The organism is Chlamydiota bacterium (assembly GCA_012729785.1).
Lineage (GTDB): Bacteria > Auribacterota > Tritonobacteria > UBA1439 > UBA1439 > UBA1439.
In genome coordinates this window covers 1-11,888 of record JAAYCL010000020.1, presented here as the reverse complement: position 1 = coordinate 11,888, position 11,888 = coordinate 1, and the positions used below count along the sequence as shown (strand labels likewise).

The window sequence follows — 11,888 nt, the reverse complement described above, 5'->3', positions numbered from 1 at the left end:
GAGGTGAACCGTGAACGCCTCATGGATCATTTCCGCGGGCCGTCTCGCCGCGTCCGGGAAGATCCTACCTCGGCGCCTTCCCCTCCACCCCCTCCACGAACCAGTTCATCGCCTGGAGCTCCGCGTCGTCGAGCGTCTTCCCCTCGGGGATCGCCGTCCGCCCCCCCTGGTCCCTTACCGGGCCGCGAAAGACCACGAGCCGCTTCTCCGCGATCTCCCGCTTCCTCTTCGCGACGAGCGTCCGCACCTCGTCGGGGACCATCGGCCCGAGCGGGGCGATGTCCACGATCCCGGTCTCGATCCCCCACCAGACCGGCTCGTTCGTCCATCTCCCCTCGTGAAGCTCCGTCGCGATCTTCGTGTAGAGGGGGCCCCAGTTCCAGACCGCCGAGGTGAGGTGCGCCTTCGGCGCGAACCGGCTCTGGTCGGTGTTGTAGCCGATGCTCCAGACCCCCTTCTCCTGGGCCGCCTGCTGCGGGCCGGCGGAGTCCTGGTGCTGGGCGATCACGTCCGCCCCGACCTCGATGAGGCTCTCGGCGGCCTGCTTCTCGCGCGCCGGGTCGAACCAGGTGTAGGTCCAGACGACCCGCACCTTCGCCTTCGGGTTGACCGACCGGACGCCGAGCGTGAAGGCGTTGATGCCGCGGATCACCTCGGGGATCGGGTGCGCGGCGACGTAGCCGATCTGGTCGCGTTTCGTCATCTTCCCCGCGACGATCCCGGTGAGGTAGCGCGCCTGGTACATCCGGCCGAAGTAGCTGGTCATATTGGCGGAACGCCTCGAGCCCGAGCAGTGCAGGAAGAAGGCGTTCGGGTATTTCGCGGCCACCTCCGCGCACGGGTCCATATAGCCGTAGCTCGTCGCGAAGATCAGGTTGAATCCCATCTCGGCGAACTGGGTCATCACGCGCGTGGCGTCGGCCCCCTCCCGCACGTTCTCCACGAAACGGGTCCTGGAGACGAACGGGAGCTTCTCGAGCCCCTTCCTCCCCTCGTCGTGCGCCCAATTCCAGCCCGCGTCGCCGACCGGCGCCACGTAGACGAAGCCCGCCCGGATCTCCTTCACCGGCTCCACCGCCCCCCCCGACCCTGCCATTGCCCACAGCGCCAGGGCCAGCGCCGCCGCACACAGTCTCGCCATCCGATCCTCCTCGAAGCGGCCCACGGCCGCGGTGTCGGCGGGTAGTATAGCACCCGTTCCCCCGCCTCTCCACCGCGATCTGCCGCGCGCGCGGGAACGGCGGTTCGCAGCCGTTTTCCGCATTGCCGGCAAGTCGCTCCTGCGGCTATAATGTGCGTTCGCCGGTAACGAGGGAAAGGCAGGTGTGCCGCATGCTCGCGTTCTTCCGCCGCAGGATGAAGGCCATCCTGTGGGTGCTCGTCGTGGTGGTCATCGTCACCTTCATCCCGTGGGGGGTCGGCGTACGCCTCCGCTCCGGCGGAGAGGGGCGCCCCGCGGGCGAACTCTTCGGGCGGCCCGTTTCACGGGAGGAATTCAACGACGCCTACATGGCGACCGTCGTCACCGGCAAGTTGTCCGGCTTCCCGCTCGACGCCGCCCGGGCTCGCCAAATGGCCTGGGAGCGGCTCATCTACCTCACGGAGGCCCGCAGGCGGGGGATCAGCGTCTCGGACGGCGAGCTCGCCCGGGCGGTCAGGACCCAGTTCGGAGGGGACGGGGCGTTCGACCCCGCGCGCTACGAAAGCCTCATCCGGAACATCGCCGGGGTGCCGGCCGATCTCTACGAGGGCTGGCTCAGGGAGAGTATGATGATCCGGAAGATGAGCGAGCTCGCGATGCTGTCGGCGTGGCTCCCCGACCCCGAGATCGCCCGGCGGTACCGGGAGGCCGAAACGAGGCTGCGGATACGGTTCGCCCTCATGGAGGCGGCGCAGGCGGAGAAGTCGGTGGCCGTCTCCGACGAGGAGGTGCGGGAACGGTACGAGGCGCGCCTCGCGGAGTTCAAGACGCCGACGAAGGTCGCGGTACGCTGCCTGATGGCGCCGTGGGCCGTTTCCGCCGAGGAGCCCGCGGTGACCGACGAGGAGGTGCGTGCCTACTACGACGCCCACCCGGAGGAGTTCGCCCACGGGAAACGGCTGAAGGCCCGGCAGATCCTCTTCAAGATCGAGGGGAAGGACCCCGCCGAGGCCGAGAAGAAGGCCGCGGAGAAGGCGGAGAAGGTCCTGGAGAAGCTCCGTGCGGGCGGCGCCTTCGCGAAGCTCGCCAAGAGGCACTCCGCCGACGAGAAGACCGCCTCGAAGGGGGGCGACCTCGGTTTCGTCGAGCGACATGAGATGCCGAAGGAGCTCTCGGACGCGCTGTTTGCACTGGAGGCGGGCGCCTTCGGCGGTCCGGTGAGGACGGCGCAGGGGCTCCACCTCATCGCGGTCGACGAGACGCAGGAGCCGGGGACCAAACCGCTCGACGAGGTCCGGGACCGCATCCGCTCCCGCCTCCAGCGCGACAAGAAGGAACGTCTTGCGGCTGAGGAGAAGGAGAAGGCGTACCGCCGCGTTGTCGACGCGTCGCTCGCCCTCGTGGACACCCCTGATCTCGAGGCGGTCGCGCGGGCCAAATCCCTCGAGCTGATGGAGATCGGCCCGTTCGCCGAGGGCGAGGTCGTGAAGGAGATCGGCCCGAGCATGGACTTCTCGAAGGCCGCGTTCGATACGGAGGTCGGCGCGTTCAGCGATATCGTCGAGCTGCCGGGCAGGGGCTACTGCGTCGTCGTCCCGAAGGAGAGGATCGCGGCCAGAACCCTCCCGCTCGAGGAGGTGCGCACCCGCATCGTCGCCGATCTGACTGCGGAGAAGGGGCGCCTGAAGGCCCGCGAGGAAGCGGCGCGGCTGCACGGCGAGGTGCAGAAGCGGATGGCGGAGAAGCAGCTCGACTTCGCCGCCGCCTGCGGCGAACTCTCGATCAAAACGGAGGAGTCCGGGACGTTCACCGCCCGCGGCCCTGTCGAGGGGCTCGGCGCGGAGCCCGCGATCGCGGCGGCGGCCGCCGCCCTGAAGCCCGGCGAGCTCGGTCCCGTCCTCGATACGGCGAACGGATCCTGCCTCTTCGCCCTCGTCTCGCGCGAGGAGCCCACAGAAGAGGAGATCGCGAAAGGGATGGCGCGCTTCCGGGACCGGGCCCGCCGCGAGGAGGAGGGGCGTTTCCTCGCGGAGTGGAACCGCCGGCTCCACGAGCAGGCGCGGAAGGTGGACTACCTCGACAGCGAAGAGGACGCGGCGGGGGACTGAGCCGGGCGCGGCGTCCATCCCCCCGCGCGGCGCGCGCTACGGCTTCGCCGGGGCTGCGGTCGCCTCGGCGAGCGGAGCGGGCCTGGTCATCCGGTCGAGGAGAAACCCGACCAGCATCCCCTTCCCGGTCTCCTTGGTCCTGATGCGGCCGTAGACGCGGACCGGCGTGCCGACGGGGACCCCGTTCAACCCCTCCGACGTCGCGTCGCTCTTGGCCGTGTAGCCCGGCATCGCGATCCCCGCAAGCGCGAATTTGATCGTTGTGGCGGCGTCCATCCCCGCGGCGGTTTCAAGCTCGCTGAAATCGTCGACGATGCCGCCGTACGGGGCGGAGAACCATATCGCGCGCTCCACGAGCGCCCCCGGGGCGACGTTGACCTTCGCCGCCGGGACCTCGGCGTAGTGCGTCTCGCGGAGGTTCATCCCCTCCGCGTACATCTCCGCCGACGGGTCCTGCCCCCCCCACCCCTTCTCGACGCTGCCGACGCTGAAGTAGTAGTCGCTCTGGAGCGGTCCGGCGACGTAGACGTAATCGTTTTTATGCCAGCCCGCCCCCCCCTCCCGGACCCGCCCCACCAGCCGGCTCTCCGTGATCTTGACCAGGTGGCCGCGGACCCTCACCAGGTCGCCGCGTCCGCAGACGTCGAGGCCCGATTCCACCGCCTGGGTCCGCAGCCCGATGCACGGGTATGGGGATTGCCCGAGCAAGAACTTCACGTATCGGTCGTTCGTGAAGTAGTTCTGCGTCTCGATGCGGCTGAAGCCCCGCTCGATCCTCTCGAAAGTGTCCTCCAAAACCACCGTGCGCAACAGGTACCGCTCCGGGGATGCGCTGAATGCCTTGAAGGCGTCCCCGCTGATCGTCTCCTCCGCCCGCGCCGGCGAAATCGCCGCGCACACGACCGCCGCAACCAATACGAGCCGCATGGCCGTCCCTCCGTCACCCCCGCTTCCCGCCGTACGGCAGCGGAAACGCACCGCACAGTGCCGCGACCCTTTTCCGCACCGCGACCGCCGCGGCCGGATCGCCGATCCCCTGCAACGCCCGCTCGATCAGTTCCGCGATGCGCTCCATCTCCCCCTCCCGCATCCCGCGCGTCGTGACCGCCGGCGTCCCGATCCTGATTCCGCTCGTGACGAACGGCGTGCGCGTGTCGAACGGGATCATGTTCTTGTTGACCGTGATCCCGCCCGCGTGGAGGGCGTCCGAGGCCTCCTTCCCGGTGAGGCCCCGCGGGGTGAGGTCCACCAGCATCAGGTGATTGTCGGTGCCCCCGGAGACGATCCTGAAGCCACGGGAGGCGAGCGCCGCGGCGAGCGCCGCCGCGTTCTTGACGACCTGCCGCTGGTAGGCGGCGAACGCCTCTCCCTGCGCCTCCTTCAGCGCCACGGCCTTGGCGGCGATCAGGTGCATCAGCGGGCCGCCCTGCATGCCCGGGAAGACCGCGCGATCGAGATCGCGGGCGAAACGGGCGCGGCACAGCACCAGCCCGCCCCGCGGCCCGCGGAGCGTCTTGTGCGTCGTGCTGGTCACGAAGTCCGCGTGGGGGACCGGCGACGGGTGGCACCCCGCCGCCACGAGTCCCGCCACGTGCGCCATGTCCACCATCAGCAGCGCGCCCGAACCGCGCGCGATCTCGGCGAAGCGGGCGTAGTCGATCAGCCGCGGATAGGCGCTCGCCCCCGCGATCAGGAGTTTCGGTTTCACGGCGGCGGCCAGCCGCGCGACCTCTTCGTAGTCTATCCGCTCGGTGTCCCGGCGCACCCCGTACGAGTGGATCCGGTACAGCCTGCCCGAGAAGTTGACCCGGTGCCCCATCGAGAGGTGCCCGCCGTGGGCGAGGTCCATGGAGAGGATCGCGTCCCCGGGGGAGAGCACGGTGAAGTAGACCGCCATATTCGCCTGCGTGCCCGAGTGCGGCTGGACGTTCGCATGCTCGGCGCCGAAGAGCGCGATTGCACGTGCACGGGCGAGCTCCTCGACGCGATCCACGTTCTCGCAGCCGTCGTAGTATCGCTGCGCCGGGTACCCCTCGGCGTACTTGTTCGTCAGCACCGAGCCGGCCGCCTCCAGCACCGCGGCGCTCGTGAAGTTCTCCGAGGCGATCAGCTCGATCTCGTCGGACTGCCGCCGCATCTCGTTCTCGACCGCGTCGCACACCTCGGGGTCGGTTCTTCTCAGGTTCTCCAGTCGCACGTCTCCCCTCCCGTCCCGTCCCCGCCCTGCGGCGCCTCTCCGCCCGCACGGCCGACGAACGCCTCCCGATGCGCGGGAACGTTATCCCCTTCTCGATCCGCGTCTATCCCCGCCCGGCGGCGCGCGAGGCGGGCGCCTGTCAGCGACCGCACCGCTCCTTCTCCAGCCCCGTCATCGCCGCCACGCGCCGCGCGTGGCGGCCCCCCTCGAACGGCGCCGCGAGCCACCGCTCCGCGATCCTGATCGCCTCCGCGGGGCCGGTACGGTTCGCCGCGAGGGCGAGCACGTTCGCATCGTTGTGCCGCCTGCTCGACTCGGCCATCTCCTCGTCGAGGCACAACGCCGCGCGCACCCCTGGGATCTTGTTGCCCACCATCGACATCCCGATCCCGCTCTTGCAGACGAGGATCCCCCGCGCGCAGTCGCCTGATGCGACCGCCCGCGCGGCGCGCGCGCCGTACTCGGGATAGTCCGCCGGGTCGGTCCCGGCGCAGCCGAAATCGATTACCGTGTGCCCCGCTTCCCCGAGGCGCCGTTTCAGCGCCTCCTTCACCTCGTACCCCCCGTGATCGCTCCCGAGCGAAATCCTCATGCCCTGCCCTTTCGCCGTCGCCCCGCCGCCCCGGCGCGATCGTCCGCGTCCCCGCGCAGGAGCGGCCGTCCCAGCGCCTCCTCGATCTCACCACACCCGACCGCCCCCTCCCGGACCAAGCGGGGTTCCGGCCCCGCGAGATCGACGATCGAGGACTCCCGTCCGAGGCGCGCGGGTCCCGCCGCCAGCACCAGGTCGGCGAGTCCGTCCATCAGGCGCACCGCCTCGGCCCCGTCCGCCGGCGGCGCCTCCCCGCTCCTGTTCGCGCTCGTTCCCGCCACCGGCACGCCCGCCCGCCGGATCAGGGCGAGCGCCCGGGGATCGCCGGGGCAGCGGAAGCCGACGCGGTTTCCTCCGGCGTCCGGGAGGAGCAGCGTCAGCGGGCCCGGCCAGAATCGTTCCGCAAGCCGGCGCGCCTCCTCGGAGAAGACGACCCCGTAGCGGACCGCCTCCGCGACGGAGACGACATACGCGGCGAGCGGCTTCCCCCACGCCCGCCCCTTGATCTCGTAGACGCGGCGCACCGCCTCCGGCATCGACGCGCAGCACCCGAGCCCGTAGACGGTCTCCGTCGGGAACACGACCGTCTTGCCTTCCCCGAGCGCCGCCGCCGCCTCGGCGAGGGCTTCCGCATCCGACGCGCCGCCGGAGAGTTCGATGATCCTCGTCGCGGTCATCCCCGCGCCCCGTCCGGCCTTGGAATTCAGTGTCTGAAGCACCGCATCCCCGTGAACACCATCGCCACCCCGAGCTCGTCGCAGGCCTTGATGACCTCCGGGTCCATCCGGGAGCCGCCCGGCTGCACGAGCGTCCGCACCCCCGCGCGCGCCAGCTCGTCCACGGCGTCACGGAACGGGAAGAAACCGTCCGAGGCGGCCACGCACCCGGCGATCGGTTTCCGGGCCTTGAGTATGGCGAGCCGCGCGGCGTCCACCCTGCTCATCTGCCCCGCGCCGATCCCCACGGTCTCGCCGTCCCCGGCGATCACGATCGCGTTCGACCGGACATGCCTCACGACGGCCCATGCGAAGAGGATCGAGCGCGACTCCGCGATCGTCGGCCTGGCCTCCGTCACCTGCCGGAGGTCCCCCAGGCCCACCGAGCCGGTGTCCCGATCCTGCAGGAGCAGGCCGCCGGTGATCGAGCGCACCTCAAACCCCGCATCCCCGGCCGCGTGCCTGCCGGTCCACCCGGCCAGGGAGGGCACCTCGAGGAGGCGGAGGTTTTTCTTCTCCCCCAGCGCCCGGCGCGCCGCGGCGGTGAACGACGGCGCGACGACGCACTCCAGGAACGTCGAGGCGAGCTCCGCCGCGAGCTCCTCGTCCACCTCGCCTCCGAAACCGACGATGCCGCCGAACGCCGACTCCGGATCCGTCGCCCGCGCCCTCCGGTACGCCTCCAGCAGCCGCTCCGCGATCGCGACTCCGCACGGATTGCCGTGCTTGACGATCGCGCAGGCGGGCGTCTGGAACTCCTTCACGATCTCCAGCGCGGCGTCGAGATCCACGTAGTTGTTGTAGGAGAGCGCCTTGCCGCAGAGCAGGGTCCCCTCCGCCGCCGACGGCTCGCCGCAGGAGAGCAGCCGGTAGATCGCGGCCCGCTGGTGCGGATTCTCGCCGTAGCGAAGCTCCTCCTTCTTGGCGCTGTCGAACGAAAGCTCGAGCGGGAAGGCGTGCGCGGCGGGGGAGGTGTGCCGGTACAGCAGGCGCTGCACCCTGGCGTCGTAGCAGGCGGTCGCCTCGAACGCCTCGCGCGCCAGCCGCACCCGCAACCCGTCCGGCACCGTGCCGTCTCCCGCAACGAGCTCCTCGAGCACGATGCCGTACCGCGCCGGGGAGCAGACCACAACCACGTCGCGGCAGTTCTTCGCCGCGGCCCGCAGGAGCGCCGGGCCGCCGATGTCAACGGTTTCGAGCAGGGCGTGGAGGTCGATCCCCTCCGCGGGCGGCGCCGGGGGAAGGTTGACCGCCACGAGGTCGATCGACTTCCACCCCGCGCGCTCCATCTCGAGGCGGTGCGCCTCGCTGTCCCTGCAGGCGAGTATCCCCGCGTGCAGCTTCGGATGCAGGGTCTTCACGCGCCCGCCGAGCGTCTCCGCAACGCCCGTAAAATCGGACACCTCCGTGACACAAACGCCCGCGGCGCGCAGGTGCCGGGCGGTCCCGCCGGTGGAGATGACGGAGACACCGAGTCCGGCGAGGCCGCGCGCGAACTCTGCGACGCCCCGCTTGTCATGGACGCTTATGAGCGCGCGGCGCACCGGACGCATCGACGGCCTCTCCCCGTTCACTCGATGGTCCTCGTCAGGCGCGATTTCCCGTCGTCCGTGACGAGACTGTCGGAGTATCTGACACCCTGGACGGTCTTGTACTGGTTGTGCGCCACCGACTTGCACAGGCTCACGGTCCGGCAGCCGCCCGCCAGCACGGCGCCGGCGAGGATGAACGCGATCGCGAGCGATTTCATCTGCCCGTACCCCTTTCGCCGCGCTGCAGGCGCGGCTCCGTTGTGCGGCGTCCGTGCGACCCGCCCGCGCCCGCCTCCCGCGAGAGACGGGGGGGACGGCCCCTTGTCACCGCAGGTAGTTTTTGTTCGCCCCCGGCTTCTTCGTGAACCTGCATTTCGCCTCGACGCACTCCTCGGTGAGTCCGAGACACTCCGTCGGCTGCCAGTTCACGTTCGGGTTGCCGCGCTCCCGCACCCCCTCGTAGTTTACCTTCACATCCTGCTTCTTCAACGTGCACAGCTTTTTGTGGAATCGCGTCACGATCTGCATCGCCCGCCCCCCTTGCAGCCTGTTTTCCTTGTCACACGGGAGATGATACCATAATTGGGGAGGCGCCGCACGCCCCGTCCCAGCCGGGGCGCGCGGGCGAAACGGGACCCGTCGCGGGATTTCGGGCCCGCCCCTTCTCCCCGCGGCAACGGACTCAAACGGGAGGGATGGCCGGTGCGCGGCGCGATGCGTACAGCGACGGTCGCCGTGGCGGCGTTCGCCGCGGGGTGCGCGACGCCCCCCGCGCGCCCCCCCGCGATCGGCTGCATCGATATCGACGCGCGCCACGGCCGCCTCCTGCCCGCCGCGCTTTGCCCGGCGCGAATCTACGGTATCGGTCTCTCCTACGCCGGCCACGCCGGGGAGACCGGCGCGCGCACCGACGCGGAGGCGCAGCCCCCCATCTTCAAAAAGAGCCCCGGATCGCTCAACGCGGAGGGGCTGCCGGTGCGCGTACCGTCCATGCCCCTGCTCGTCGAGGCGCTCGATCAGCTCGAGCCGGGGCTCGGGCGGGAGGCGGCGAGAAGGATCAAGGATCTCCCGGCGCTGCTCGACTACGAGGCTGAACTCGCCTTCGTCTTGCTGGAGGAGGTGGACTGGCGGAGGATCGAGGAGCCGTCCTACGCCCCGCGGATCGGCTTTTTCGTCGCCAACGACCTCTCCGCCCGCTCCGTCGCGGCGCTGGGAGAGGGCCGGCCCGACCGGGACGACTACTGGGGCGCGTCGAAAAGCTTCCCCGGCTTCCTGCCGGTCGGACCGTGGATCTGGGTCCCCGACGCGCCGACCCTCGACGCGGTCCCGTGCGTGACGCTCACCGCTGAGGTGAACGGCGAAGTGCGGCAGCGGGAGACGACCGCCCGCCTCCTCTACACGCCGAGGCAGATGCTGCGCGGCATCGCCGCCCGTTTCCCCGACGACCTCCCGGGCGCGGGGGACCTGGTGCTCACCGGAACGCCCGAAGGCGTGGCGCTGCGGGTGCCGAAATGGAAACGAACGCTCGCGGATCTGCTCGGAATCGACCGGTTCGCGAGGCTCTCCCTTTTGATCGGGATGGCTGGGCGGAGCGGACGGTTCCTCACCCCCGGCGACCTGGTGATCGTCTCGGGCGGACCGCTCGGTTCGACCTCCGTCACGATAGCCCCCTGAGCGGTCGGACGCATCGAAATCGGGGTCGAAACGAAATGGCGCTCGGCCGCGAGATGCCGGAATCGGATCGATTTCGATCCGCGCACGCTCCGGGGGTGCCGGGGGCGCTTGAATTGTCAACGTCGCCCCGGCGCACGCACCGTTTGAATTGGGGCCCGCGGCGTGCTACACTACCGTCCTGGCATGCGGCGGGATGCGAGCTTCTCGGCGCAACCGGCGGAGGGTGGCGGCATGGGGCGGTGTATGCGTCTTCATGACAGGCGGGAGACGAACCGCCGCGCCTTTCAGACACGCGAGGCACGGTTCGACTGCAGCCGTCTCTCCGCCCTCGTCGCCGCCGGCATCCTCCTTTCCGTCACGGTCCCGTGCCCGCTGTCGGCGCAGCCCTCCGCGCCCGAGGATTTCACCGTGGTGGTCCTCCCCGACACCCAGAACTACTCGGCCCTCTACCCCGACACCTTCTCCCTGCAAACCCGCTGGATCGAGGACAACCGGGACGAGCTCAACATCGTCTTCGTGGTGCACGTCGGGGACATCGTCGACTACCCGACCTCGCTCACGCAGTGGGAGAACGCGGATAACAGCATGCGCGTGCTGGACGGGATCGTTCCCTACCTGGTCGTGCCCGGCAACCACGACGGGCCGCCGGACTACCAGTACAGATTCTTCAATACCTATTTCGGTCCCGGAAGGTTCGGGCCTTTCGACTACTACGGCGGAAACTACCCCCCCGACAGCAACCAGAACAACTACGCCTTTTTCTCCGCGGGGGGGCACGAGTTCCTCGTGCTGGGGATGGAGTACTGCGCGGATAGTTTCCCGATCTCGTGGGCGGACTCGGTACTCGGCGCGCACAAGAACCACAACGTCATCGTGGTGACGCACGACTTCCTGGAAAATGACGGCCGCAGGTCGACCTGCGGGAACTCCCTCTGGGAAAGCCTGCTCAAACGGCACGACAACATCCTGCTCGTCCTATGCGGGCACCTCTGGCCGGTCGCAAGAAGAACGGACCTGGTCAACGGAAAACCGGTCCACCAGATCATGCAGAATTACCAGACTAATGCCAACGGCGGAGACGGCTGGCTCCGCTACTACACCTTCTCCCCGGCGGACAACGTGATCCGCGCCAAAACCTATTCCCCCGCACTGCATCAGTACGACCGCACGGGACCCAACGAATTCGACCTCGAGCTGCGCGATCTCTCCCCGTCGCTCACCCCCACCCCTGCCCCGACCCCACGCAAGGGCATCGACATTCAACTCAACGCCACCTCGTTTCTGCACGGCGATCCGCTCACCCTGGCCGCGCGGGTTGAGATCCCGATATGGAGGGCGTTCGACGCGTACCTTCTGGCCGATTCGCCGGTGGGGATCTACTCGATGGGGCTGGACGGACGCATCACGCCCGGGATCCGGCCTCTCGCGGCGGGCGTCCCCAGGATCGACAGGTTCGCGGCGTTTATCCTGAGGAGATTCCCCTGCGTCGCGGCGATGAATGGAACGACCTGGTTCTATTTCGTTATCGTCGAGGCCGGCACGATGCCCCCGGTCTCCCGCCTCTCCGCCCTCTCACCGGACCGCACCCGGCACGTCATCACGATGGACAAGGAAGCGATCAAGGTCCAGCGCCGCTGACCTTAGGGGAACCCTAGGGGTCAGATCTCAACTATACACTTTATCGCAGATACGCTCTAGGCACCTTCCCAGCGTGCGATCCCTGAGCATCTTCTCCTGAAGACGAACGTGACTGTTCATCACCGCAGCCCCGCTGATGCCGCCCAACTCATTAGCAGAATCTTAGGGGTCACCTATGTAGGCAGAAGGCAAGCGTAAAGACACCTTGCCAGTAAGGCCTGCCCCCCTGCACTGAACTTCCACGCTCTTCTCTTGCCAGCCGGGCTGAGTATCAGTGAAGCACTGGATTG

The 11,888-nt window shown here is 69.2% G+C and carries 11 protein-coding genes; 3 read left to right on the top strand and 8 right to left on the bottom strand.

Translation table 11 applies throughout. The annotated features are described in order from the left end of the window. Window positions 1–64: 64 nt before the first annotated feature. Window positions 65–1,141 carry a BMP family ABC transporter substrate-binding protein gene (locus tag GXY35_04145; GenBank protein ID NLW93774.1) on the bottom strand — a complete coding sequence of 359 codons (1,077 nt, stop codon included), beginning with the start codon at window positions 1,139–1,141 and terminating at the stop codon, window positions 65–67. A 182-nt stretch (window positions 1,142–1,323) separates the two neighbouring features. Between GXY35_04145 and GXY35_04140 the strand changes: the two genes are divergently transcribed. Next, the gene (locus GXY35_04140; protein ID NLW93773.1) at window positions 1,324–3,249 is read left to right on the top strand and encodes a hypothetical protein; all 1,926 of its coding nucleotides are present in this window, start codon (window positions 1,324–1,326) and stop codon (window positions 3,247–3,249) included. A 36-nt stretch (window positions 3,250–3,285) separates the two neighbouring features. On the opposite strand, the gene GXY35_04135 is transcribed toward GXY35_04140, so the two are convergent. From GXY35_04135 to GXY35_04105, 7 genes are all read right to left on the bottom strand, one after another. Beyond that, window positions 3,286–4,176, bottom strand: a complete 891-nt coding sequence (locus GXY35_04135; protein ID NLW93772.1) for a hypothetical protein — start codon at window positions 4,174–4,176, stop codon at window positions 3,286–3,288. Window positions 4,177–4,189: 13 nt separating this feature from the next. Beyond that, entirely contained in the window at window positions 4,190–5,440 is a 1,251-nt protein-coding gene (locus tag GXY35_04130; protein ID NLW93771.1) for a serine hydroxymethyltransferase, read from the bottom strand. 145 nt (window positions 5,441–5,585) lie between these two features. Then, window positions 5,586–6,038: a ribose 5-phosphate isomerase B gene (gene rpiB / locus GXY35_04125; protein ID NLW93770.1), complete on the bottom strand. Its 453-nt coding sequence runs from the start codon at window positions 6,036–6,038 to the stop codon at window positions 5,586–5,588. Next, window positions 6,035–6,715: a threonylcarbamoyl-AMP synthase gene (locus GXY35_04120; GenBank protein ID NLW93769.1), complete on the bottom strand. Its 681-nt coding sequence runs from the start codon at window positions 6,713–6,715 to the stop codon at window positions 6,035–6,037. Before GXY35_04120 ends, rpiB begins: the two co-directional genes overlap by 4 nt. Window positions 6,716–6,741: 26 nt before the next feature. Then, window positions 6,742–8,307, bottom strand: a complete 1,566-nt coding sequence (gene purH / locus GXY35_04115; protein NLW93768.1) for a bifunctional phosphoribosylaminoimidazolecarboxamide formyltransferase/IMP cyclohydrolase — start codon at window positions 8,305–8,307, stop codon at window positions 6,742–6,744. A 17-nt stretch (window positions 8,308–8,324) separates the two neighbouring features. Beyond that, the gene (locus tag GXY35_04110) at window positions 8,325–8,504 is read right to left on the bottom strand and encodes a hypothetical protein (GenBank protein ID NLW93767.1); all 180 of its coding nucleotides are present in this window, start codon (window positions 8,502–8,504) and stop codon (window positions 8,325–8,327) included. A gap of 106 nt (window positions 8,505–8,610) precedes the next feature. Then, window positions 8,611–8,814: a hypothetical protein gene (locus GXY35_04105; GenBank protein ID NLW93766.1), complete on the bottom strand. Its 204-nt coding sequence runs from the start codon at window positions 8,812–8,814 to the stop codon at window positions 8,611–8,613. Window positions 8,815–8,988: 174 nt separating this feature from the next. On the opposite strand from GXY35_04105, the gene GXY35_04100 reads away from it, so the two are divergent. Both GXY35_04100 and GXY35_04095 read left to right on the top strand, forming a co-directional pair. Beyond that, window positions 8,989–9,960 (top strand): hypothetical protein, encoded by a 972-nt coding sequence (locus GXY35_04100; GenBank protein NLW93765.1) that lies wholly within the window; start codon window positions 8,989–8,991, stop codon window positions 9,958–9,960. Window positions 9,961–10,203: 243 nt separating this feature from the next. Further along, a complete protein-coding gene (locus GXY35_04095; GenBank protein NLW93764.1) occupies window positions 10,204–11,598 on the top strand; it encodes a hypothetical protein in 1,395 nt (464 codons plus the stop codon). The last annotated feature ends 290 nt before the right edge of the window (window positions 11,599–11,888 follow it).

Excerpts from the sequence above, each read along its gene's own strand:
- rpiB (NLW93770.1), bottom strand. The coding sequence starts at position 6,038 with ATGAGGATTTCGCTCGGGAGCGATCACGGGGGGTACGAGGTGAAGGAG.
- GXY35_04120 (NLW93769.1), bottom strand. The coding sequence starts at position 6,715 with ATGACCGCGACGAGGATCATCGAACTCTCCGGCGGCGCGTCGGATGCG.
- GXY35_04135 (NLW93772.1), bottom strand. The coding sequence starts at position 4,176 with ATGCGGCTCGTATTGGTTGCGGCGGTCGTGTGCGCGGCGATTTCGCCG.
- GXY35_04105 (NLW93766.1), bottom strand. The coding sequence starts at position 8,814 with ATGCAGATCGTGACGCGATTCCACAAAAAGCTGTGCACGTTGAAGAAG.
- purH (NLW93768.1), bottom strand. The coding sequence starts at position 8,307 with ATGCGTCCGGTGCGCCGCGCGCTCATAAGCGTCCATGACAAGCGGGGC.
- GXY35_04145 (NLW93774.1), bottom strand. The coding sequence starts at position 1,141 with ATGGCGAGACTGTGTGCGGCGGCGCTGGCCCTGGCGCTGTGGGCAATG.
- GXY35_04110 (NLW93767.1), bottom strand. The coding sequence starts at position 8,504 with ATGAAATCGCTCGCGATCGCGTTCATCCTCGCCGGCGCCGTGCTGGCG.
- GXY35_04095 (NLW93764.1), top strand. The coding sequence starts at position 10,204 with ATGCGTCTTCATGACAGGCGGGAGACGAACCGCCGCGCCTTTCAGACA.